This window comes from Stenotrophomonas sp. YAU14D1_LEIMI4_1 (assembly GCF_003086815.1).
In the GTDB taxonomy this organism is placed as follows: Bacteria; Pseudomonadota; Gammaproteobacteria; order Xanthomonadales; family Xanthomonadaceae; genus Stenotrophomonas.
Map to the genome: position 1 here is coordinate 4253412 of NZ_CP025997.1, position 22910 is coordinate 4276321.

Below are 22910 nucleotides of genomic sequence, written 5' to 3' on the forward strand. Positions count from 1 at the left end.
CGTCATCCACAGGATGTGGCCACGGTGTTCCTGTTCCGCGCCATCCGTGGCGCCACCTCCCCCTTTCCTGCCCTGCCGTGACCACGCATCCATGCGTGCCGCGCGGCCGGGTCGTTGCTGTTCGTTGAACCAGGAGTTGCCGATGTCTGCCGTACCCCCACCCCAGCGCGGTCACAACACCGCCCGCCCCCCGTATCTGCAGGCGCTGGCGCGCCGCGCCGACCATCGCCTGCTGCTGACAAGTGCCGCCCTGGCCGTGACCGGCGCGGCCCTGGCGTGGCGCGGTTCACCGCTGCTGGCGGCGATCATCGCGGCGGCGTGGCTGCCGTCGCTGCTGCTGGCCACTCGCTTTGCAGGCCAGCCGGTCGCGCGCAACGGGCTGGCAGTGCTGCTGTCCATGCAGCTGGCTGCCGTGTGTGCGTCCATCGGTGTGGCCCCGGCGTTGCCGCAGTGCGTGCTGCTGGCGTGCCTGTTGGCCTACCGCGACCGTGGCCCGCTGTGGTCGGCCGGCGTGGCGGGCACGCTTTGCGCGATGGTGCCTGCTCTGCAGGCAGGTGCATGGATGCCGGCACTGCCTCAGGCCGCGCTGGTCGCCGCAGCAGCCGCACTGATGGGCCAGGCCGCACAGCGCCTGCGCCAGCAGAGCGAGGCACTGGGGCACGGCCCACGCCGCCTGGCGGCGCTGGCGCGTGATATCGCCACCGGCGCCGACCTTGCCGCGCATGCCAATACGCAGGACTACCTGCCCGGCACCCTGGCCCATGCGCTGGCCGATACCGCGCGCCACGTGCAGGCGCAGCGCAGCCGCGACACGGCCCTGCACGCCGAGAACGCGCAGATCCGCCAGGCGCTGGACGCCTCGCGCACGTCAATGATGATTGCCGACAACGATCACGTGATCCGCTACGTGAACCGCTCGGTGGTGGCCCTGCTGCGCAACCAGCAGGCCACGCTGCGCGAAGCCTTCCCGGATTTCGACGCCGAACGATTGGTAGGCACCAGCATCCACCGCTTCCACGCCAATCCTGATCGCATTCGCGCCATCCTCAATGGTCTGCAGGTGGCGCACAACGGCAAGGTCCGCATCGGGCCCGTGCATTTCGCCCAGGTCGTCACCCCCGTCTTCGATGCGCAGGGCACGCGCCTGGGTTTCGCGGTGGAATGGCACGACCGCACCCACGAGCTGCTGCTGGAGAACGCAGTGGCCGACATCGTCAGCGCCGCGGCCGCCGGCGATCTCGACCAGCGCCTGCGCCCTGCGGAGGGCGCCAGCTTCCTGGACGGGCTGACCGGAGGCATCAACCAGTTGTTGGAAACCGTCGGCAGCACGGTCGAAGAGGTGCGGCAGATGCTGGCGGCGCTGGCCCAGGGTGATCTGGACCGGCGCATGCACGGTGACTACCAGGGCGCGTTCGCCGCCATCGCCCGCGACGCCAACGCCACCGCGCAGCAGCTTTCCTCCATGGTCGGCCACATCCAGCAGTGCGCCGCGGCCATCAGCACCGCGGCCAGCGAGATTGCCGCCAGTAACGGCGCGCTGTCCGAGCGCAGCGAACGGCAGGCGGCGCATCTGCAGGAAACGGCAGCGTCCATGGAAGAACTCACCGCCACGGTGCGGCAGAACGCCAGCCACGCGCGGCAGGCCAGCGAACTGGCGTCGTCCACCCAGGGCGTGGCCAGCGAAGGGGACCGCGCCATGCAGCGCGTGGTGGACACCATGCAGTCGATCGAAGCGGCTTCGCGGCGGATCGGCGACATTACCGGGGTGATCGACGGCATTGCCTTCCAGACCAACATCCTGGCCTTGAACGCGGCCGTGGAAGCCGCACGCGCAGGCGAACAAGGGCGTGGCTTCGCCGTTGTCGCCAGCGAGGTGCGCGTGCTGGCACAGCGCTCGGCCTCGGCCGCCCACGAGATCAAGGGGTTGATCGATGAAGCCGGCCGCGAGGTGGGCGAAGGTGCGCAACTGGTTGCCGACGCCGGGCGGCGCATGCAGGGCATTGTCAGTGGCGTGCAGGATGTCAGCCAGTTGATGCAGGAGATCTCCGGTGCATCGCAGGAGCAGTCCAGCGGCATCGAGCAGATCAACCAGACAGTGGTGCAGATGGACCAGGCCACGCAGCAGAACGCCGCGCTGGTGGAAGAAGCCACGGCCGCGGCCCGCGAACTGCAGGCCCAGGCCGGCGCGTTGACCGCCGCCGTGGCGGTGTTCCACCGCGATCGCGAACCGGCGTTGATTGACTGAGGCAGGGCCGGGGGCGCGCCCCGCGCGCCCCTGGTAGGTGCCAACCTTGGTTGGCACTGCTTTCCGCCGGGCATGGCCCGGCGCTACCCACCCACGATCAGTCGAGCAAGCTCGAGTAGGTGGCAACCTTGGTTGGCACTTCTTTCCGCCGGGCATGGCCCGGCGCTACCCACCCACCAACGGTAGGCGCCAACCTTGGTTGGCAGGTCTTTCCATCCACGCGTGGCGTGGATCTATCGGGCGCTTGGTTTCGCGCAAAGAAAAACCCCGCTGCGTGAGCAGCGGGGTTTTCGGGTGTAAACCCTGGCGATGACCTACTCTCGCATGGCTTGAGCCACACTACCATCGGCGCAGCTGCGTTTCACTTCCGAGTTCGGGATGGGATCGGGTGGTTCCACAGCGTCCATGGAGCAACTGTGTTGTCGGATGGTTTTTTGGCCGTCTGGCAGACAGTCACGGCAAAGCCGGCCGCCGGCCGGCAGCCGCTGCGGTGCGCTTGGGCTTGCCTCAAGCGGGGATCGGTCCGCTTTCTGCGTCGCGCACGCGGGCGTTGAGAATGACCAGCATCTTGCGCATCACGGCCACGATGGCCACTTTCCCTTCCTTGCCGCGGGCCCGCAGCGACCGGTAGAAGTCCCGCAGTCGCGGCTCGTGCCGCATGGCCGACGTGGCCGCCATGTAGAGCACCTGGCGGATCTCGGCCCTGCCGCCGTGGATGCTTCGTCTCCCTCGCATGGTTCCACTGTCGTGGGAGATCGGCGCCACGCCGACCAGGCTGGCAATGGCTTTTCCGCTGATCTGCCCCAACTCAGGCAGGTAGCTGGCCAGCACCGCCTGCAATGCCGGGCCAACCCCTTTCATCGACTTCAGCACTGCCAGTTGAGGCTGCTGCGCGACCTGTTCGGCGATCTGCTTCCCCAGCCGCTCGACCATTGATTGCAGGCGGATGATGTTGCCTTGCATCAGCCGGCGCAGCTCGCGGTCAGTCACCATTTCCTGCTGCCGGCGGGCCACGGTCAGTGCCTGCATTGTCTGTCGACGCGCCCGCACAAACTCACGCATTTTCCGTTGCCAGGGCTCCAACGGCTGATAGGACGGCAGTTCCACCAGCGCGGCCATCTGCGCCAATACAAGAGCGTCCAAGCGGTCCGTCTTGGCCGCTTTACCCAGCCCCTGAGCCAGTCTGCGTGCGCGCAGGGCGTTGGCGCGGATCACCGGATGGCCGGCCTTGTGAAGGAAGTCCAAGACAGCCTGCTCATAGCCGCCGGTAGCTTCCAGAACGATCTGAATGGCCGGCCGCGTCCTCAACCAAGCATCCAATTCAGCTTAGCCAGAAGGGCTATTGCTGACCTGCAGGGTCTCGCCGTCTGTCGTACCGATATCCAATCGGCGCTTGCTCACATCAATCCCGATCCCGTTCATTGCCCGACTCCGTATAGTCTGGAAGGGTCGAGAGCTCCCCCGCTTGCCCAGTCTTATCGCTTCGAGTGTCCAGCTCCAGCAACTGTTCGGGCGGATCAAGGGAGAATCCGGCGTGGGCGCCAAGCTCCATGGCGATCGTCGAGATCCAGGCTCATACGGCGGCCCACGCCGGCTCTCGGCACCTACGCTGCCAGATTTCCGTCAGATAAGGCTCAATTAATAGTTGCTTGATCAAACGTCTGCAAGATGGACAATCATCCTTCCTGCAGGCGCCTTCACAAGATACCTGCGCATACTTTCAAAGATCAGGGGAAGTGGCCTCAGCGCCGTTCCCGTATGCTGCGAAGTTTCCTTCGTAGCGAGCCGCCCATTATAGCCGGCTTTTCCGCCTCGTCAACACCTTTTTCAAGGCCGCCTCACCGGAGTGGACGTTGTTGCCGATGCTGCTTCGTCGTTGGACCCGAGGGCCTTTCGTCGTTGCGAGCCGCCTATTATGCCGGACTTTTTCAGTCCGTCAACACCTTCGTTCGATCATCTCGTCCGGCGGTGGTGGCGTTGCTGGTCGCGTGCCGTTTCCGAGGAAGTGGCGCGCTGCAGCAAGGGAGCGAATTCTAGAGATCCTGCAGGATTCGTCAACTCTTTTCTTTCATCCTGATGACAGCAGTGCGCTCGCGTTGCGCACACCGCGCCACTGACGCTATGTATGCAGGGATGGATACCGAACACACCGCACCGGCTGCATCGCCGCACTCGCCCTGGTGGCGCGATCTCTCCTTCCCTGCCGTGGTGGCAGGCTTCATTACAGTGCTGGTGGGATTTGCCAGCTCGGCGGTGATCGTGTTTCAGGCCGCGCAGGCGGTCGGTGCCGACCAGGCGCAGATCGCCTCGTGGATGTGGGCACTGGGTCTGGGCATGGGCGTGACCTGCATCGGCCTGTCACTGCGCTACCGGGTACCGGTGGTGACCGCATGGTCGACCCCCGGTGCAGCGATGCTGGTGGTGGGTGCAGGCGGGGCTTCGCTCTCTGAAGCCACCGGCGCCTTCCTCCTGGCCGCCGTGCTGGGCATGGTGGCGGGCTTCTCCGGGGTGTTCGCCCGCTTGATGCAGCGGGTGCCGATGGCGCTGGCCGCCGGCATGCTGGCCGGCGTGCTGCTGCGCTTCGGGTTGGATGTGTTCGTGGCGATGAACACCCAGGTAGTGCTGGCCCTGGCCATGTTCGGCACCTGGCTGGCCGGGCGCCGGCTGTTCCCGCGCTATGCGGTGATCGCCACGTTGCTGGTGGGCATCGCGCTGGCTGCCAGTCGTGGCCTGCTGCATGCGCAATCGCTACACCTGCAGTTGGCCACTCCACAGTGGGTCACCCCTTCGCTGTCCTGGTCGGCGGTGGCCGGCATCGCCCTGCCCTTGTTCATGGTCACCATGGCATCGCAGAACATTCCCGGGGTGGCGGTGATGCGTGCCTCGGGCTACCAGGCACCGGTGTCCCCGTTGATCGGCTGGATCGGTGTGGTCAACACCGTGTTGGCCCCCTTCGGTGCCTATGCCCTGAACCTGGCTGCCATCACCGCGGCCATCTGCATGGGCCGCGATGCGCACGAGAACCCGGCCCGGCGCTATACCGCGGCCATGGCCGCCGGTGCGTTCTACATCGTCATCGGGCTGTTCGGCGCGACGGTCGCGGCCCTGTTTGCCGCCTTCCCCCGCGAGCTGGTGGCCTGCGTGGCCGGCATCGCCCTGTTCGGCACCATCGGCAACAGCCTGGCCAGTGCGCTGGCGGTGGAGCGCGACCGCGAAGCCGCGCTGGTCACCTTCCTGGTCACCGCCTCGGGCGTCACCCTGGCCGGCATTGGTTCGGCGTTCTGGGGGCTGGTGGCCGGTGCGCTGTGTCTGCTGGTGCTGCGGCCGCGCCGCACCCCTTGAACTGGATCGGCCGTTGCCGGACCGCCCGGCAACGGACCACGGGGGCTGACGCTTACAGCGGCGACACCGACAGCGTCTGCACCAGCACATGGCGGCCCTTGGGCCCCACGGTCACCACGTCAGGGCCGGCGTTGGCCGCTTCCAGGCACACATACTCGCGCCAGCCCTCTCCCACGTCGGCCATCTTCGCGGCCGCTTCGGCACCGGGATTCCACGCCACCAGCGAGCGACTGCCCTCGGTCTGCAGCTGGATGCGACGCTTCAGTACCGGGTCGCGCAGCACGTAACGCCCGCCGGCCGGGCTGTAGATGCGATCGCTACGGCCGGGATCGCGCGGGTCACGCAGCGACCAGGGCCCTTGCTGGCGGCGGGTCTGGGCGTAGTTCTCGAACTTGTCCTGGTAATCCGCGCCGTCCACGCCATCGACCTCCACGCGGGTGGCATCGCCCACGCGGAAGTAGTTGTGCAGTGCCTGGGTGAAGCTGACCGGCGTGCTGCCGGTATTTTCGGTGACCAGTTGTTGGCGCAGCTCGCGCCCCACGCGCACGGTCATGGACAGCCGCAGGCCCAGGTCCTGCAGCGCCGGCGGCACCAGGGTCAGTTCGATGCTGCCATCGTCCAGCCGCCGCGCCTGCTGCAGTTCCCATGGCAGGGTGCGCACGAAACCATGCGCGGGCACGTCGTTGCCCTGCCCTTGCCGCCCGAAGTACGGCCAGCAGACCGGGCTGCCGCCACGGATGGGCGTGGGCAGCGCCGCACGCTGCGGCGACAGCCACATCACGTCGGTCTGGTCCTTCGGGATGAACGACAGCAGCTGACCACCGAACACACTGATGGCCGCCGTCGCGAAGGGGGTTTCCACCAGCCAGGCATCGAGTCCCTGGAACTGGCCACTGCTGACACCCTGGATCTGTTGCACGCTGGAACGACTCCGTAGGGCCGGCGACTGCGCGGCGCTGTAGTTGGCGGGAAGACTGAAGCGGCTGGGCACCGTGGGGGTGCGCGGCTCGGCCTGCAGGGCACGCAGGATACGTTGCCCGGCGCGGCCATCGGCGGTGGCCCAGCCCAGCCGGCGCTGTTCGCTCTGGATGGCGCGGCGGCTGGCGGTACCGATCATGCCATCGGCGCTGCCGATGTCGTGCCCGCGTGCCAACAACAGGGTCTGCAGCTGGCGGCGTTCATCGCGGCCCAGGCCGGGATTATCGGTGGGCCAGGCGGTGACCAGGCCGGTCCCGCCACGCAGGCGATCGGCCAGGGTGGCGATGGCCAGCGCGTAGCTCTCGGCCGCGTTGTAGCTGTAGATCGCATCGTAGTTGCGGAACACCAGCAGCGCCGGCCCTTTCACCCCGGCTGGCAGCAGCAGGGCCGCACGCGCATCGGCGGGCAGGCCTGCCGGGGCCAGTGCGCTGCCATCCAGCGCGGTGACGCCTGCCGCGCGCCAGTCCGCCAGCGGCCGGCGCTGGGTGCGACCGGCCTGCGTGGCCTTGAAGCCCTCAGGGACGCGGACCTCGATGCCCCACGGTTCGCCGGTGCGCCAGCCTGCCCGCTGCAGATAGTTCGCGGTGGACGCCAGCGCATCGGGAATGCTGCCGACCAGATCGCGGCGACCGTCGCCATCGCCATCCACGGCAATGCGCGCATAGGTACTGGGCATGAACTGAGTGTGGCCGAAGGCCCCGGCCCACGAACCGGTCAGGCCCTGGGCCTGCAGATCGCCCTGGTCGATCAGCTTGAGCAGCGCCAGCAGTTCGCCGCGGAAGAACGGCTGGCGGCGGCCCGCACAGGACAGCGTGGCCAGCGACTGCAGCAGCGGCCGCTTGCCGAACACGCGGCCGTAGTCACTTTCCACGCCCCACACCGCGACGATCGTGGCGGCATCCACGCCATACTGCGCCGAAATCTTCTGCAGCAGATCACCGTGCTGCTGCAGGCGCGCGCGCCCGTCGTCCACCCGCTGGCGATCGACCAGGGCGGCCAGGTAATCCCAGATGGGCGTGGTGAACTCCGGTTGCGCGTCCAGCAGCGGCAGCACGCTGGGGTCGGGCTGCAGGCCCGCGGTGAGCGCGCTGAAGCGGTCGGCGGCGATGCCCTGGCGACCCGCGCTGACCTGCAGCTGCTGCATGCAGGCGGCAAACGCCGGATCGGTGGCGGGCGCAGCGGGCAGCGGCGCAGGCGTGGCCAGGGCGGCGGCCAGGCCAAGCGTGGTCATCAAGGGCATGGCGTCCTCCGTGTTGCCGTTACCTGGCCATGGTAACGCGCCGCCGGCGGACAGCGCCCGGCGCTGCCGTCACTGGGCGCTGGCGCGCAGCAGGCGCAGGCCGTACGCCGGGTCGGATGCATTCCAGTGGGCAACGACTTCCAGACCGGCCTGCTGCAGCAGGTGGTCGAAACTGGCATCGGTGTACTTGTGGCTGTACTCGACCCGGATGGGTTCACCGGCCTGGAAGTGGAACGTGCGGCCATCCAGATGCACGTCCTGCTCGCACTGGCTGACCAGATCGGTCTCGATGCGCAGGCGGGCGGTGCTGTAGCGCGCCTGGTGGCGGAAACCCTGCAGATCGAAGTCACTGCCGACTTCGCGGTTCAGGCGGGTCAGCAGGTTCAGGGTGAAGGCGGCGGTGATGCCGTCGGCGTCGTTGTAGGCGGCTTCGATCAACGCCGGGTCCTTGTGCAGATCGATGCCGATCAGTGCCAGGCCGTCCGCGCCCATGGTCTGGCGCATGGCGCGCAGCAGGGCGATCGCATCATCGCCGGCAAAGTTGCCCAACGTCGAGCCGGGAAAGAACACCAGCCGCCGCGCCGCCGGGCGGGTCGGTAGCGGCACCTGCACCGGGCGGGTGAAATCGGCGCAGACCGGCAGCATTTCCACGTGCGGCAAGGCAGGAGCGAGCAGCTCGATGCTGGACAGCAGGGCCGCGCGCGAGATTTCGATGGGGGTGTAGGCCACCGGCTGGTGCAGTGCATCCAGCAGGCGTGCGGTCTTGCGGCCACTGCCACTGCCCAGTTCGATCACGTGCGCGTGCGGGCCCACCCGCCGCGCGATGTCCGGCAGCACCTGCTCCAGCAGCGCCAGTTCGGTGCGCGTGGGGTAGTACTCGGGGGTGTGGGTGATGCGTTCGAACAGACGCGAGCCGTGCGCATCGTAGAAGTACTTGGACGGCAGCTGTCGCTGCGCCCGCGAGAGGCCGGCCACGGCATCGGCCAGCAGCTGCTGGCGGCCGGGGGTGAGATCGGTCAGCGCCTGCAGCGCGTCCTGTACGGTACTCATGGAAGATCCTTGGCCAGGCGCAGGCCGGAAAACTGCCAACGCGCCGGTGGCATGAAGAAGTTGCGGTAACTGGCACGCACATGGCCGCGCGGGGTGGCGCAGCTGCCGCCGCGCAGTACCCACTGCCCACACATGAACTTGCCGTTGTATTCGCCCAGATTGCCGGCGAAGGGACGGAAGCCGGGATAGGCGCCGTAGGCGCTGCTGGTCCATTCCCACACATCGCCGAACAGCTGGCGCAGGCCACTGCCCTGCCCCGCGTACGGATGCAGGCGGTCATCGTCGGCGAAGTGGCCGACCGCTGGCTGCGACGCCGCCGCAGCTTCCCATTCGAATTCGGTGGGCAGGCGTGCGCCATGCCAGCGGGCACAGGCATCGGCTTCGTAATAGCTGAGATGGCAGACCGGTGCATGCGGGTCGAGCGCGCGCCAGCCGCCAAGCGTGTACTCCTGCTGCAGATCGTCGTGCCAGTACAGCGGGTGCTGCCAGCCCTCGCTTTCGCACAGCGCCCAGCCTTCGCTCAGCCACAGTTGCGGCTCGCGATAGCCGCCGGCCTCGATGAAGGCGCGGTATTCGGCGTTGCTGACGGGACGGTCGGCCAGCGCATGGGCGGCCAGCAGCACCCGATGCGGCGGCGATTCGTTGTCGTAGGCAAACGCGGCCTGCCGTGGCCAGGGCGCTGCGCCGATGCCCACGATGCTTTCCTCGCGTTCGATCCAGGCCTGCGCCGTCTGCACGCTGGCCACGGCCGCCAGCGACGCATCGTAGGGCGGCTGCAGTGGATTGCACCAGAACGCGTGCTTGATGTCGGTCAGCAGCAGTTCCTGGTGCTGCTGTTCGTGCTGCAGGCCCAGCTGCAGGTGCTGCAGGGCGTGCTCGCCGAGATCGCCATCGAGCAGGCGTGCCAGCACCTGTTCGTCCACGTGCTGGCGATAGTCCCGGACCTGCTGCAGCGAGGGCCGTGACAACAGGCCGCGCCGGGGGCGCGCATGGGCGGGCCCCAGGGACTTGTAGTAACTATTGAACAGGAAATCCCAGGCGGGATCCCAGCACGCATGGCCCGGCAGGCTGGCCAGCACGAAACGTTCGAAGAACCAGGTGGTGTGGGCCAGGTGCCATTTGCTGGGGCTTGCATCGTCCATGCTCTGCAGCATTGCGTCTTCGGCGCTGAGCGGCGCGGCCAGCTGCAGGCTTCTCCCGCGGACACGGGCGAACTGGCGGGCAAGATCACGCTGCGCGGCAGCGACGGCGGCAGATGCGCTGTGCATGGGGCCAGCTTCGACCGTCGTGGGTGAGCGCGATGTCATGGCGTGCCAGCACCGCTTTCACAGGCTGCGTATTCAAGAAGCGCGTGGCAACGCCGCTAACGGCTTTGCCGCGGCCGCTTCGTGACCGCGCGGGAACCACGCTTGTCCGATCATCCGCTCCGCCAGCCTGCGCATTACCTGTTCGTGCTGCCCGCCCTGCTGGTTGCGCTGGTGCTGTGGGCCACTTTGGGCAACGAGGACGTGGCCCGTGCCGGGCAGCGCGTGCTGCCATGGTTGCTGGCCTGCCTGGGCGCCGGACTGGCGCTGATGTACAACCAGGTGCGCACCCTGTGCCTGTTGCTGGTGGCGGCGGCGGTATTCAGCGTGTTGCACCCGGACGTGGCCCACTACCTGCGGCAGGGTCGGGTGAGTGCGCTGACACCACTACGCTTCCACGCCATTTCTGCCTGGCTGCCGCTGCTGTTCGCTACCCACGCGTTGTGGCCCGAGCGTGGGCGACGCCGCCAGGACCTGCTGCTGCGCGCGATCGCCAGCGGCACCGTGCTGGCCATCTTCATCCTGCTGGCCGCGCAGCAGCCGCAGGGCATGCACGACCTGCTGTCCAACCGCCACTTCGAATGGGTACCGCGCGACTGGAACGCGCTGGCGCAGCTGCCGGCGCTGCTGTTCCTGCTGGCCACGCTGGCGCTGGGCTGGCAGGCATGGCGGCGGCCGCGGCCGCTGCACACGGCCATGCTGCTGGCGCTGCTGTGCCTGTGGTGGATGCTGCCGCGCATCTACCTGCAACCGGCACTGCTGCCGGCGCTGAGCGTGGCAGCCCTGCTGCTGTTGCTGGGCGCAACCCTGCAGGAATCCTTCCACATGGCGTTCCGCGATGAGCTGACCGGGCTGCCCGGGCGCCGCGCCTTCAACGAAACGCTGCGACGCGCGGCCGGCACCTACAGCATCGCCATGGTCGATGTGGACCACTTCAAGAAGTTCAACGATACCCATGGCCACGACACCGGCGATGACGTGCTGAAGCTGGTGGCTTCGCGTCTGGCCCGGGTAACCGATGGCGGCCGGGCCTTCCGCTACGGTGGCGAGGAATTCGCGGTGGTGTTCCTGGACCGGCCTGCCCAGGCCTGTGTCGAAGCGGTGGAGACACTGCGGCAGAGCATCCAGGACAGCCGCATGCAGTTGCGCGACCGCCGCACCCGCAGCCGTGACGACACCACCGGGCAGCAGCAGCGCGGCCGGGGGGGCGCCGGTGCCGTGGTGCAGGTGACGGTGAGCATCGGCCTGGCCGACAGCCGGGTGGACCCGCGCCCGGCCGGCGTGGTGAAGGCGGCCGACCAGGCCCTGTATGCGGCCAAGGAAGAAGGCCGCAACCGGGTCTGCGCGCATGGCGGCCAGCGCGTGCTGGCCGTCCGCGCCGGCTGAGCCTCAGACCGCGTCGAGGTAGTACCAGCGGCCGTCGATGCGCTGGAAACGGCTGTGCTCGGTCATTTTCACCGCGCTGCCGCCGCCGATGCGGTAGCGGGCGGTGAAGCGGACCTCGGCGGTATCGGCGCCGGTGACGGTGTGTTCGTGCACGGTCAGGCCCAGCCAATGGGTGCGCTGGCCGGGCGCGTCGTCCAGCGACAGCTCGGCCGGACGGGTATCGGGGTGCCAGGTCTGGCGCAGGTAGTCGGCCAGCTGGCGTACGTAGGCGCTGTAGCGCGACCGCATCAGGCGCTCGGCATCGGGCGCCGCTTCACCGGCATGGTAGCGGCCGCAGCACGCGGCGTAGGGCGCGGCCAGACCGCAGGGGCAGGTTTCGGCAGGGCTGGGTTTCATGCCGGTATTGTCGCGCGGGCCGCCGCAGGCTTCCATCGGCAATGGGCGTATGCTGTCGCGCCCTGCTGCTGTGGTTGATGGCCGTGCTGGAGCTGATTCCCCCCGAACTGTGGTGGCTGGTGCTGATCGCCTTCATTGCCGGCCTGGTCGATGCGGCCGTGGGCGGCGGCGGCCTGGTGCAGCTGCCCGGCCTGTTCACGGTGCTGCCGCAGCAGACCCCGGCCATGCTGTTTGGCACCAACAAGTTCAGCTCGATGTTCGGCACCGGTGCGGCCGCGTGGCGCTATGCGCGCAACGTGCGTTTTCCGTGGAAGCCGGTGCTGTTCGCGGCCGCCACGGCCTTCGTGTTTTCCTTTGCCGGTGCCACCGCGGTCAGCCTGTTGCCCAAGGACGCAGTGCGCCCGCTGGTGCTGGTGCTGCTGGTGGCGATGCTGGGCTACACGCTGTGGAAGAAGGACTTCGGCGCCCTGCACCGGCCGCAGGAGATCGGCCGCCGCGAGCTGGCGATCGCGTTGGCCATCGGCGCGGCCATCGGCTTCTACGACGGCTTCTTCGGGCCGGGCACGGGCAGCTTCCTGATCTTCCTGTTCGTGCGCTTCTTCGGCCTGGACTTCCTGCGCGCTTCGGCCGCATCGAAGGTGGTGAACCTGGCCACCAACGTGGCCGCCATCTCGTTCTTCGTTCCCACCGGCAACATCCTGTGGCTGTTCGCGCTGCCGATGGCGGCGGCGAACATCATCGGTTCGGTGGTGGGCACGCGGCTGGCACTGAAGGGCGGCACGCCCTTCATCCGCAAGCTGTTCGTGGGCCTGGTGGTGGTGTTGATCGCGCGGATGGCGTGGGACACGTTCCGCGGCGCGTGAGCGCGAAGCCATGACCCGGTAGGTGCCAACCTTGGTTGGCACGCTGTTTCCGCGGTTGAGAGCCGCCGGGCGTGGCCCGGCGCTATCCATCAGGCGTCGGCTTCTTCCGGTTCGCTGGCCTGCTGGCGGCTGCGCTCGGGCAGCTTCAGCCGCTTGCCGTCTTCGTCGTACTCGATCAGCAGCACGCCTGAATCGTGGCGGCCGCTGATCTCGACGAAGCAGGCACCGCCAATGAACGGTTCCAGCGTCATCACCGATTTCAGCGGGGTGGCCACCACCATCTGGAAACCGAAGTTGTCGAAGATGTTCATGGCCAGCGCGGTGAACTCGTTGTCGGCCTTGTCGAAGGCTTCGTCGAGCACCACGGCGGCATAGCTGGGCAGCTGGCTGTCGGCGCCGCCCAACTGGTAGCGCAGCGCTGCGGCCAGGCAGGTGGTGGCCAGCTTCTGCCGCTGGCCGCCGGATTTGCCGGCGCCGCTGCGGTAGATTTCCACCTGCTGGCGGGTCTCGGCATCCAGTTCCACGCCGATGAATTCCACGTGCATGCGCACGTCCAGCACCAGTTCGCGCCAGCGCTTGTCCTCGCCTTCCTGCGAACCCAGGCGGTTCACCAGCTGGCGCAGCACGGTGAACTGCGATTCGGCCACTTCGCGCTGTTCGGTCTGCTGCTGCGACAGGACTTCACGCAGCTGCTGGTGGAACTCGCCCACTTCCGGCAGACGGCGATCGCTCAGTTCGATGGTCAGCAGGGTGCCGCGGTTGAACGGCACCTGTTCCAGGCTGGCGTTCACTTCGTCCAGGCGCTGGCCGATCGATTTGCGGGCCTCGGCGCTGTGCCGCTGCAGGGCCAGCAGGTTGTTCTTGCTCTGGTTCTGCAGCAGGTCGAAGAAGCGCTCTTCGTGCTGGGGCAGGCCGTCGCGCTCCAGGCGTTCCAGACGTGCCAGGAAATCATCGGCCGACGCCACCGAGACGGTGAAGTCACCCGATTCTTCCGGCCACTGCTGGATGAAGCGGCGGAAGCAGCCCAGCAGCAGGTTTTCGACGCGGTTGACGTCCTGCTGCGAGGACGACAACTGCTCGTTCAGCGCGTTGCTGACCTGGCGCATGTGCGCTTCCAGGGTTTCCAGGCTGAGCGGGCCCTGTTCCTGCAGGCGCTCGGCCAATCCGGCTTCCTGCTCCTGGGCCAGCGCCGGCAGCACCAGCGCACGGCTCTGCTGCCGCGCACGGTCCAGGCGGTCGCGCTCGCGCACCAGCTGGCCACGCTCCACGCGGGTGTCTTCGTAGGTGCGGCGGGCCTGTTCGATATCGGCGCGTACCGCATCGATCTGCTGCGCCAGGCGGGCCAGGTCGGCATTGCCTTCGCGCAGGTCGCGCAGGCTGGCTTCGATATCGGCCACGCGCTGCTGCGGGGCGGCGATGTCGATCTCGTTCCAGCTGATGCCCACCAGTTCATGGCAGGCCAGGCGGCGTTCGTTGTCGCGGTCACGCTGGCCACGCAGGCGCGCGATTTCGGTCTCGCAGCCAGCGATACGCTTGGCCAGCTCCTGCGCTTCCTTCTCGAACGCGCCGACCTTGTCGTGGTTGTTGAAGCCCAGGATCCAGCGGCGGCGGTCACCCACCGCGCTGCGGTCATCCTTCTCGAAGCGGTCGCCCGGGTGCTTGACCTGGCCTTCGCGGGTGATGCCGCGATCGACGTTGCGCAGCTGCTTGGCATCCACGCATTCGTAGTCGAAGCGCTTGCCCAGCTCGCGGCGCAGCCAGCCTTCGAACACGTGGTCGCGCAGTTCCAGCTTGTGCAGCAGCGAACGGCCCGACGGCTCGCGGGCGAAGGCCTCGTCGTTGCGGCGCACGCGGTAGTAGGTGAAGCGCATTCCCAGGTGGGTGCGGTTCACCCATTCGGCCACGTCGTTGTAGTGCTTGTCGTCGACCAGCAGCGACAGGGCGAAGCCACCCAGCACACGCTCGATGGCACCCTGCCAGGCCTGTTCGTCCGAACGTACCTGGATCAGTTCGCCCACGAACGGCAGTGCGGCTTCGGAAATGCCGGTCTCTTCGGCCAGGCGCGCGCGCAGCTTCTGCATGGGCGCGGGAATGTTGGACGGCGTGCGCTGCATCGCCTCCAGTTCGCCACGCACTTCGCTGAAGCGGCGCTCGTCATCGCGCTTGCCGCCCAGGCGGTCGCTGATCGCATCGTCCAGCGCGCTGGAGGCACGCTGGCGGTCCTGCAGTTCGGTCTGCGCCTGCGCGACCAGCTCGGCAAAGCCGTGTGCATCCTCGGGCAGTTCGGCCTGCAGCTTCTGCGCGGCCTCGCGGGCCTGGTTGTACTTGGCCAGGCGACGGTCGCGCTCGGCTTCGGCACGGCCTTGCTCGCGTTCCAGTTCCTCGATGCGTTCGCCGCCCTGCTGGCGGCGCTGCAGTTCCAGTTCGGCCAGGCGCTCGGTGTGGTTGTCCAGCGCGGCACGGCGTTGCGATTCCTCGCCCAGCAGGCCGCGGTCGCGCACGTCCATCTCGCGCAGGCGCGCTTCGATCAGCAGCTGGCGGCGGCTTTCGCGGAAACTGTCGATGCCCAGCTTGAGGGCTTCGTCGTCGCCACGCTGGCGCGACATCTCCTTCAGGTCGTTGTAGTGGGCGCGCGCCGGCAGCAGAGTTTCCACCTGGCGACGCGCGGTCACCACGGCCTGGTGCGCGCCATCGAGTTCGGCGAAATCGCTGACCAGGCGCTCGGCCGCATCGAAGGTGCGCGGCGTATCGAGCATGAAGTCGCGCAGGAAGACGTTCAGGTCGCCCAGGTTCTTGGCCGACTGGGTCTTGTGCAGCAGGCGCAGCGCCATCTCGTTGTCGATGCCCAGCAGGTCGCGGAAGCGCTCTGCATAGCCGGAGAACGTGTCGAAATGGTGGATGTCGGCCAGCTTCTGCTTCAGCTTGCGCAGGTCCAGGTCGAAACCGCCCAGGTCCTTGGCGATGTCGAAGGGGCGCTCGGCGATCATGTAGTGCTTGCGTACATCGCCGGCCGAGGTGCCGTTGCCGGAGATCCACAGCAGGCGCACCAGGCTGACCACGCGGCCATCACCGGCGCGGTATTCCAGCACCAGGGCGGTCCAGGTGGCGCCCTTGCGCAGGTACTGGGTGGCGATTTCGCCGGTGCCGCTGTCCTGCTGGTCGGCCCAGGCGCCGCGCACATACGACACCAGGTTGCGGTCGCGGCCACTGCGCTCGGCTTCGCGGGCGGCGGCGTTGAAGTCGACGATGGCCGGCGGGGTGAGCAGCGCGGACATCGCATCGAGCAGGGTGGACTTGCCCGAGCCCGAACGGCCGACGAACAGGAAGCCACGCTCGGCGATCGGCACTTCGGTCAGGCCGTTGAAGGTGCCCCAGTTGTGCACCTGCAGGCGGCGCATGCGGAACTGCTGCAGGCGCGGGTCGGGCAGGCCGTCGTTGAACAGGGCGGGAGTGTGCTTGGAAATGGCCATGCGGTGGTCGGGTCTCTCAGGCCTCGGCGGCCGGGGTTTCGCGCAGCTGGCGGTAGACCGCCGAAAGCTGGGACACGTCTTCGGCGGAGAACAGCAGCTTCAGCGCCGGCGAGACTTCGTGGCGGTCTTCCTGGCCGCTCAGGCGGGTCAGGATGTGGTTGTCCTTCATCTTCTGCACGGCCGACGCCACGCGGCGGTTGAAGCCGGCGCGGTCGGTGGACAGGTTCTTTTCATAGATGGCCAGTGCTTCGGCCATCTCGGCATCGGCGACCACGGCGCGGTTGCCGCGCGCGTCGGCCTCGGCCAACTGCTGGCGCAGGAACAACAGCAGCACCGAATCGATGAAGGTCAGCGGCGAGGTACGCAGCAGCACCGGCGCATCCACGTCTTCGGTGTCGGCCTGGCGGGTGAATGCCACGCCGCTGTCGCGGTCCAGCACCAGTTCCAGGAACAGATCGGCCAGCGCCGAGCGGATGCCGGCTTCGCTGCGGATCAGCGCCGGCCACAGCTTGGCGTGGCGCAGCTGGTCGATGCTGGGGCCGATCAGCAGCTGGCACAGCGCGCGGCGCGCATCCAGCGGCAGGCGACCGGTGTCGCCCATGTAATAGACATCGTTGCCGCGGCGCGGCGGCGAGGCCACCGGTGCCGGTTCGGCTTCGTAGGCGTCTTCGACCAGCTCGTCCGCCGCTGCTTCGATGGGGTCTTCATGCCAGCTCATGGCGTCTCTCCTGGGTGAACCAAACCAGCGGAATACGTGCGCGGCGTACCTGGCCGTCGCCGCCGCGCCATTGCGCAAGCTCCTGCTCGCCAGCCACCACGTTGCCAAAACGCGTGCCCAGCGACAGGTAGCCGATGACACTGCCCAGGCCCTGGGGTGCTTCGCGCTGCGAAAGTGCCTGGGCAATGCTCAGGCGCGGCTGTGCGTCCAGCAGATCGTGCAGGTCGCGGCGCAGGGTGCGGAAGTCGATTTCCGACGAGGCCACCAGGTCGCCCACGCTTTCCAGGCTGATGCTGGCCGCATCGTTGTACTCAACGTTGCCATCGACCTGCGCGCTGCGCGGATCGTGCAGCTTCCACTGCGACCACGAGCGCAGGCGGCTGGTAGTCAGCTGCAGGTCGCGACCGATGCCGCGCTGGGCCGGGAATTCGTCGCGCAGTGCCAGCGCTTCGGACTGGGCCTGCTTCAGCAGCTGGTTCAAGCGGCGCTGTTCCAGGTAGCCACGGCTCTGCACGAAACCGCGCAGGCTGCGCGCGAAGTTCTGCAGCACGTCGTGCACCTGGCCGCCACGCTCGAGCATGGTGCTGGTGAAGCTGCGCAGGAAGTTGCGTTCGTTGCGGTCCAGGCGGCGGGCAAAGCCACGCGCCAGCACCGCTTCCAGCGCGGCATCGAGCTGGGCGCTCTGTTCGGCATCGTTGAGCAGCCGCCAGAAGGCCTGGAAGCTGCGGCCGGCATCGCTCTCGCCGATCACGTCCACGCCTTCGAACAGCTGCGACAGCACGTCGCCGCGCTCGCCTTCGTCGTCGATGATGCGCTCGCGGAAATCGCGGTTGAGCTGCTCGAAGTCATCTCGCACTCGGCGGAAGTCTTCGGTCAGTTCGTCGGCCAGGCCGATGATCTGACGGGTGCGTTCCAGCGCGCGTTTGCCGTCCAGTGCAATCACCCGGCCAGCGCTGACGCGGGCGATTTCCGCATCGATGCGGTCGCGCTCGTCGCGCAGCGCGGACAGGCGTGCGTCCGGGTCCGATTCGGTCTGCGCAGCCAACTGCGAGAGCTGTTCGATCACCAGCGCCAGACGGCTTTCGGTGGCGGCTACGCGGGCCTGTTCCAGGCTGTCGGCGAAACGGATGGCCTGCAGCGCGGGGGTGGACAGTTCGTACTGTTCCTGGTCGGCGCCGTCGGGCAGGCGGCGCTCCAGCCAGCCCTGGGCGAGCCAGTGCGCGATATAGGCCTGCGCGGTGCGCGGCAGGTCGCGCGACAGTTCATCGCTGTTGAGCTGGTCAAGGGCGCGCTGCAGGCGTTCGTGCAGCACCGCCGAGGGCAGCGTGCGCTCGCCGTCCATCAGCAGGCCCTGCAACAGGCCGATGATTTCCGGAGCATGGTCGGCAGCCAGCAGCTTCCACTGCGGCTGTTCGCGCAGGGTGCGGTAACGGGAGATGCGTTCGCGGTGCTTCATGCAGCGACAGTGATCAGGTTGGCGGGGTGCGGAAGGCTGCCGCAGGCGGCCGCAGGCAATGCGGCCGCGCGGGCGCGGCCGGCCACGGCGGGCCGGCGGGGCGCAGGCAAGCGGCTCAGCGCTTGTTGCCCACTTCGATGAAGCGCAGGAACTCGGCGCGGGTACGCGCGTCGTCGCGGAAGCTGCCCAGCATCTTGGAGGTGACCATGCTGACGCCGCGCTTGTGGATGCCACGGGTGGTCATGCATTCATGGGCGCCTTCCACGACCACGCCCACGCCGATCGGCTGCAGCACGTCCTGGATGCACTGGGCGATCTGCGCGGTCATCTTTTCCTGCACCTGGAAGCGACGGGCGTAGGCTTCGACCACGCGGGCCAGCTTGCTGATGCCCACCACCTTGCCGGCCGGCAGGTAGCCGACGTGCACGCGGCCGATGATCGGCGCCATGTGGTGTTCGCAGTGGCTTTCGTACTCGATGTCGCGCAGCACGATCAGTTCGTCGTAGCCGGCCACTTCCTCGAAGGTGCGTTCCATGTAGGCGCGCGGGTCGTCGCGGTAGCCGCTGAACCAGTCGCCATAGGCTTCGGCCACGCGGCGGGGGGTATCCAGCAGGCCTTCACGGGACGGGTCCTCGCCGGCCCAGCGCAGCAGGGTGCGCACCGCATCCTCGGCCTGGTCCTGGGTCACATCGCCCTGCGGGGCGGCCTTTTCGTTGTTCTTGCTCATTGCGTACAGCGTCCCGAACGGGGGGCGAGCATCGTACCCGACCGGGGGGTGGGTCGTCCTGTGGGGACGGTTCATCGGGGGTCGTCGAGGCGCCTACCTGCTACCGGTCTGGATGGGGAAGGGTGGCAGGGCAGGAAACGCCGTAAACCAATCCATGGGGGCTCGTAGGCGCCATCCATGGCGCCTGCGGTCCTGCCCTGCCACCCTTCCCCATCCCTGACGGTTCCATGCGCGCGCGGCCGGACCGCCCGAAAGCGGGGGCAAAAGCTGGGGTTCATGGCTTCGGAAGCACCTCGCGCCGCTGCTGTGGTGGGTGCGGACCGTTGGTCCGCATTGCTCCTGCCCTTGCCTTTGAAGAGCCAACCCACCGCGCTCGCGGGGTGATGGGAGGGCAGCGGGGGCCGGGCGGGGCAGGACCGTCCGCGGCATGGATGCCGCGGCCGAGCCTACAGGGACGTACTTGCGGCGTGTCCTGCACCGTCCGGCCCCCGCTGCCCCACCCGACGCACGGCAGGCGCAACGCTTTCCTCAACACACCCACCCATTCAGCAAAAACTATTGATAGGAATGAAATTAGTAGTATCCTATCTATCTCTTATGGACCGACCCCTCGACGAGCGCACCCGGCTGCAGATGCAGCTCAGCTCCGGCCTGCTGTACGCAGGGCGGCAGTGGCAGCGCCTGGCCGACAGCCGGTTGGGCAGCTACGGCATCTCCACCGCCTGCACCATGCCCCTGCTGATGATCGGCCGCTCCGGCGGTGGCATCCGCCAGGTGGCGCTGGCCCAGCAACTGGGCATGGAAGGTCCCTCGCTGGTGCGCCTGCTGGACAAGCTGTGCGCCAGCGATCTGGTCCGCCGCGAAAGCGATGCCAGCGACCGCCGCGCCAACCTGCTGTGGCTGACCGACGAGGGCCAGACCCTGGTGCGCGAGCTGGAAGAACAGTTGATCGGCCTGCGCCAGGACGTGTTCGGCGAACTGACCATGGATGAACTGCACGCCGTGCTGAAGGCATGGCGCCTGCTGGGCGAGGCCGCCGACCGCATCACGTAAGCCCGCACTGCCCCTGCGTGCGCCGCTGCCGTGGACGCGCCAGCGGCGTTGTCGCGTTGTTGTTGTTGCTCCTCCCCCCTTCCCTACTACCGCCCCCTACCGATGCCCGGTGAATTCAGTCTCCACGGAGTGTTCGTCCCGACCCTGCTCGGGCTGATGCTGCTGGCCTACCTGGTCAACAGCGGCCTGCACGCGCTGCTGCAGCGTGCCGGCGCCTATCGGCATGTCTGGCACCCGCCACTGTTCAACCTGGCCCTGTACGGCATCGTGCTGGGTGCGCTGTTCCACCTTCTGCGTTGGATGCAATCGTGAACAAGATCGTGAAAAAGACCCTGCCGGTGCTGCTCACCGGTGCCGCCGTGATCGTTGCCCTGCTGGTACTGCGCCAGCTCTGGGTCTATTACATGGATGAGCCGTGGACCCGCGATGCCCACGTCGGTGCCGACGTGGTGCAGGTGGCGCCGGATGTGTCAGGGCTGGTGGAGGCGGTAGACGTGGCTGACAACCAGGCCGTGAAGAAGGGCGACCTGCTGTTCGTGGTCGACCGCGCGCGCTACCGCATCGCCCTGGAACAGGCTCGCGCCAGCCTGGCCGAACGCCAGGCCTCGGTGGCCCAGCTGCGTCGCGAGATCGGCCGCGACCGCAGCCTGCAGGACCTGGTGGCCGCCGAGGACGCCGAAGTGCGCCGGGCCAAGCTGCAGGCCGCGCAGGCCGCATTGGCCACCGCCCAGGCCGCAGTGGATCTGGCCGGGTTGAACCTGGCCCGCACCGAAGTGCGCGCCCCGGCCGATGGCCGGGTAAACGACCGCACCATGCGCGTGGGCGACTACGTGGTGGCCGGCAAGCCGGTGCTGGCGCTGCTGGATACCGGCTCGTTCCGCATCGATGGCTACTTCGAGGAAACCCGCCTGCGTGGCGTGGCCCCGGGCCAGCGCGTGGACATCCGCCTGATGGGCGAGGACGTCGCGCTGACCGGTCACGTGGAAAGCATCGCCGCCGGCATCGAAGACCGTTACCGCAGCAACGGCAGCAGCTTGCTGCCGAACGTGACCCCGGCCTTCGACTGGGTGCGGCTGGCGCAGCGCATCCCGGTGCGTATCGCCATCGATGAGGTCCCCGAGGGCGTGCAGCTGATCTCCGGCCGTACCGCAACGGTGACCGTCGACACCCACAGCAAGCACGTAGACAAGGCCGGCGCCACGCCGACACAGGCGGGCCTGTGAACGCCGCCCTGCCCCGTCTCGGCCTGATCGTCGCCCTGGCCAGCCTGGCGGCCTGCAAGACCGTGGGTCCGGATTACGCCCTGCCGGAAGGCTCGGCGTTCAAGCGCCCGCAGGCCAATGCGGCCTTCATCGACACCCAGAACCCGGACGTGGCCGCCAACCAGGCGCTGCCCGACCGCTGGTGGTCGCTGTACAACGACCCGGTGCTGGACGGGCTGATCACCCAAGCGTTGCGTGACAACGTCGAGCTGAAGGCGGCCGATGCGCACCTGCGCCGTGCCGCCGCCGTGTACGAGCAGGCGATGGATGCCGGTGGCTTCGAGTACGAAGCCGAGGCCGGCATCAGCCGCGCGCAGCTGTCAGCCGAGGCCTTCCTGCAGGAACACGAACTGCCGGTGATCAACCTGGCCGACGGCAAGTTCGCCGTCAGCTACCAGTTCGATCTGTTCGGCAAGCTCAAGCGCGGTGCCGAGGCGGCACACGCCGACGAACAATCGGTGGCCGCCGCGCGCGACCTGGCCCAGGTGAGCGTGGTGGCCGAGGTGGCCGACAGCTACCTGGAGATCTGCCACGCCAACCACGAACTGCACGTGGCCGAGCATTCGCTGCAGCTGCAGCAGCGCAGCCGTTCGGTCACCCAGCGGCTGATCAATGCCGGCCGTGGCACGCCGCCGGAGCTGGCCCGCGCCAACGCCCAGGTCGCCCTGCTGGAGGCCGCGCTGCCGCCGTTGCGCGCACAGCGATCGGCCGCGGCCTATTCGCTGGCCGCCCTGCTGGGCCAGACCCCTGGCCAGCTGCCTGCCGGGGTGATCGACTGCGCCGATGCGCCGCGCCTGGCGCAGCCGCTGCCGGTGGGTGATGGCCGCGCCCTGCTGCAGCGCCGCCCCGATATCCGCCAGGCCGAACGCAAGCTGGCCTCGGCCACCGCGCGTATCGGCGTGGCCACGGCCGAGCTGTACCCGGACATCCGCCTGGGCGCCTCGCTGGGCGCGGCCGGCCTGCTGGAAGACTTCGGTACGCCGATGACCCAGCAGTGGTCGATTGGCCCGCTGATCTCCTGGACGCTGCCGTCTTCGGGTACGCATGCGCGCATCCACGCCGCCGAAGCCGGTGCCGATGCCGCGCTGGCCGAGTTCGACCACGCCGTGCTGCAGGCCCTGCGCGAGACCCAGACCGCGCTGGACCGCTATGCACAGGACCTGCGCCGCCTGCAGTCGCTGCGCGAGGCGCAGCAACAGGCCGCGCTCGCTGCCGAGCAGAACCGCCGGCTGTACCAGGGCGGGCGCACGCCGTACCTGTCCAGCCTGGATGCCGACCGCAGCCTGGCCACCAGCGATGCCACCCTGGCGGCCGCCGAAGCGCAGGTGTCGCGCGACCAGATCCATCTGTTCCTGGTGCTGGGCGGCGGCTGGCAGACCACGGTTGCCCCCGCCACCGCACAGGCCCCGGCGAAATAAAC

The 22910-nt window shown here is 68.2% G+C and carries 16 protein-coding genes, 1 rRNA gene and 1 pseudogene; 8 read left to right on the forward strand and 10 right to left on the reverse strand.

Going from position 1 to position 22910, the window contains the following annotated elements; translation table 11 throughout:
- The first annotated feature begins 142 nt into the window (after window positions 1–142).
- A complete protein-coding gene (locus C1932_RS19480; protein ID WP_108763261.1) occupies window positions 143–2245 on the forward strand; it encodes a methyl-accepting chemotaxis protein in 2103 nt (700 codons plus the stop codon).
- A 306-nt stretch (window positions 2246–2551) separates the two neighbouring features.
- Here C1932_RS19480 and rrf read toward each other — a convergent pair.
- A 5S ribosomal RNA gene (gene rrf / locus C1932_RS19485) occupies window positions 2552–2654 on the reverse strand.
- Window positions 2655–2752: 98 nt separating this feature from the next.
- Window positions 2753–3667: pseudogene (locus tag C1932_RS19490) on the reverse strand (IS110 family transposase).
- Between the two features lie 711 nt (window positions 3668–4378).
- Between C1932_RS19490 and C1932_RS19495 the strand changes: the two are divergent.
- On the forward strand, window positions 4379–5587 hold the full coding sequence (locus C1932_RS19495; RefSeq protein ID WP_108763262.1) for a benzoate/H(+) symporter BenE family transporter: 1209 nt from the start codon (window positions 4379–4381) through the stop codon (window positions 5585–5587).
- A 52-nt stretch (window positions 5588–5639) separates the two neighbouring features.
- Here C1932_RS19495 and C1932_RS19500 read toward each other — a convergent pair whose 3' ends face one another.
- The 3 genes from C1932_RS19500 to egtB all read right to left on the reverse strand — a co-directional run bounded on the left by C1932_RS19500 (window position 5640) and on the right by egtB (window position 10123).
- Complete coding sequence (locus C1932_RS19500; RefSeq protein WP_108763263.1) at window positions 5640–7796, reverse strand: lytic murein transglycosylase; 2157 nt, start codon at window positions 7794–7796, stop codon at window positions 5640–5642.
- A 78-nt stretch (window positions 7797–7874) separates the two neighbouring features.
- Window positions 7875–8855: an L-histidine N(alpha)-methyltransferase gene (egtD, locus tag C1932_RS19505; RefSeq protein WP_108763264.1), complete on the reverse strand. Its 981-nt coding sequence runs from the start codon at window positions 8853–8855 to the stop codon at window positions 7875–7877.
- Complete coding sequence (gene egtB, locus C1932_RS19510; RefSeq protein ID WP_108763265.1) at window positions 8852–10123, reverse strand: ergothioneine biosynthesis protein EgtB; 1272 nt, start codon at window positions 10121–10123, stop codon at window positions 8852–8854. Before egtB ends, egtD begins: the two co-directional genes overlap by 4 nt.
- 141 nt (window positions 10124–10264) lie before the next feature.
- On the opposite strand from egtB, the gene C1932_RS19515 reads away from it, so the two are divergent.
- On the forward strand, window positions 10265–11545 hold the full coding sequence (locus tag C1932_RS19515; RefSeq protein ID WP_108763266.1) for a GGDEF domain-containing protein: 1281 nt from the start codon (window positions 10265–10267) through the stop codon (window positions 11543–11545).
- A gap of 3 nt (window positions 11546–11548) precedes the next feature.
- Here the strand turns inward: C1932_RS19515 and C1932_RS19520 are convergent, their stop codons facing one another.
- Window positions 11549–11941, reverse strand: coding sequence for a YchJ family metal-binding protein (locus C1932_RS19520; RefSeq protein ID WP_108763498.1), 393 nt, complete (start codon window positions 11939–11941; stop codon window positions 11549–11551).
- 83 nt (window positions 11942–12024) lie between these two features.
- Between C1932_RS19520 and C1932_RS19525 the strand changes: the two genes are divergently transcribed.
- A complete protein-coding gene (locus C1932_RS19525; RefSeq protein ID WP_108763499.1) occupies window positions 12025–12804 on the forward strand; it encodes a sulfite exporter TauE/SafE family protein in 780 nt (259 codons plus the stop codon).
- Window positions 12805–12893: 89 nt separating this feature from the next.
- Here the strand turns inward: C1932_RS19525 and C1932_RS19530 are convergent, their stop codons facing one another.
- The 4 genes from C1932_RS19530 to folE all read right to left on the reverse strand — a co-directional run bounded on the left by C1932_RS19530 (window position 12894) and on the right by folE (window position 19175).
- The gene (locus C1932_RS19530) at window positions 12894–16274 is read right to left on the reverse strand and encodes an SbcC/MukB-like Walker B domain-containing protein (RefSeq protein WP_108763267.1); all 3381 of its coding nucleotides are present in this window, start codon (window positions 16272–16274) and stop codon (window positions 12894–12896) included.
- 16 nt (window positions 16275–16290) lie between these two features.
- Complete coding sequence (locus C1932_RS19535) at window positions 16291–16992, reverse strand: DUF4194 domain-containing protein (protein ID WP_108763268.1); 702 nt, start codon at window positions 16990–16992, stop codon at window positions 16291–16293.
- Window positions 16979–18448: a DUF3375 domain-containing protein gene (locus C1932_RS19540; protein ID WP_108757572.1), complete on the reverse strand. Its 1470-nt coding sequence runs from the start codon at window positions 18446–18448 to the stop codon at window positions 16979–16981. The genes C1932_RS19535 and C1932_RS19540 overlap by 14 nt, the downstream gene beginning before the upstream one ends.
- A gap of 115 nt (window positions 18449–18563) precedes the next feature.
- Window positions 18564–19175 carry a GTP cyclohydrolase I FolE gene (gene folE / locus C1932_RS19545; protein WP_108763269.1) on the reverse strand — a complete coding sequence of 204 codons (612 nt, stop codon included), beginning with the start codon at window positions 19173–19175 and terminating at the stop codon, window positions 18564–18566.
- Between the two features lie 597 nt (window positions 19176–19772).
- Between folE and C1932_RS19550 the strand changes: the two genes are divergently transcribed.
- From C1932_RS19550 to C1932_RS19565, 4 genes are all read left to right on the forward strand, one after another.
- A complete protein-coding gene (locus C1932_RS19550) occupies window positions 19773–20228 on the forward strand; it encodes a MarR family transcriptional regulator (protein ID WP_108751397.1) in 456 nt (151 codons plus the stop codon).
- A gap of 102 nt (window positions 20229–20330) precedes the next feature.
- The gene (locus C1932_RS19555) at window positions 20331–20540 is read left to right on the forward strand and encodes a DUF1656 domain-containing protein (protein WP_108754648.1); all 210 of its coding nucleotides are present in this window, start codon (window positions 20331–20333) and stop codon (window positions 20538–20540) included.
- Window positions 20537–21451, forward strand: a complete 915-nt coding sequence (locus C1932_RS19560; RefSeq protein ID WP_199911990.1) for an HlyD family secretion protein — start codon at window positions 20537–20539, stop codon at window positions 21449–21451. The genes C1932_RS19555 and C1932_RS19560 overlap by 4 nt, the downstream gene beginning before the upstream one ends.
- A complete protein-coding gene (locus C1932_RS19565; protein ID WP_108763271.1) occupies window positions 21448–22908 on the forward strand; it encodes an efflux transporter outer membrane subunit in 1461 nt (486 codons plus the stop codon). Before C1932_RS19560 ends, C1932_RS19565 begins: the two co-directional genes overlap by 4 nt.
- The last annotated feature ends 2 nt before the right edge of the window (window positions 22909–22910 follow it).

Coding starts and splice junctions, on each gene's coding strand:
- egtD (WP_108763264.1), bottom strand. CDS start 8,855: ATGAGTACCGTACAGGACGCGCTGCAGGCGCTGACCGATCTCACCCCC.
- C1932_RS19495 (WP_108763262.1), top strand. CDS start 4,379: ATGGATACCGAACACACCGCACCGGCTGCATCGCCGCACTCGCCCTGG.
- C1932_RS19540 (WP_108757572.1), bottom strand. CDS start 18,448: ATGAAGCACCGCGAACGCATCTCCCGTTACCGCACCCTGCGCGAACAG.
- C1932_RS19520 (WP_108763498.1), bottom strand. CDS start 11,941: ATGAAACCCAGCCCTGCCGAAACCTGCCCCTGCGGTCTGGCCGCGCCC.
- C1932_RS19550 (WP_108751397.1), top strand. CDS start 19,773: ATGGACCGACCCCTCGACGAGCGCACCCGGCTGCAGATGCAGCTCAGC.
- C1932_RS19555 (WP_108754648.1), top strand. CDS start 20,331: ATGCCCGGTGAATTCAGTCTCCACGGAGTGTTCGTCCCGACCCTGCTC.
- folE (WP_108763269.1), bottom strand. CDS start 19,175: ATGAGCAAGAACAACGAAAAGGCCGCCCCGCAGGGCGATGTGACCCAG.
- C1932_RS19480 (WP_108763261.1), top strand. CDS start 143: ATGTCTGCCGTACCCCCACCCCAGCGCGGTCACAACACCGCCCGCCCC.
- C1932_RS19530 (WP_108763267.1), bottom strand. CDS start 16,274: ATGGCCATTTCCAAGCACACTCCCGCCCTGTTCAACGACGGCCTGCCC.
- C1932_RS19535 (WP_108763268.1), bottom strand. CDS start 16,992: ATGAGCTGGCATGAAGACCCCATCGAAGCAGCGGCGGACGAGCTGGTC.
- C1932_RS19500 (WP_108763263.1), bottom strand. CDS start 7,796: ATGACCACGCTTGGCCTGGCCGCCGCCCTGGCCACGCCTGCGCCGCTG.
- egtB (WP_108763265.1), bottom strand. CDS start 10,123: ATGCACAGCGCATCTGCCGCCGTCGCTGCCGCGCAGCGTGATCTTGCC.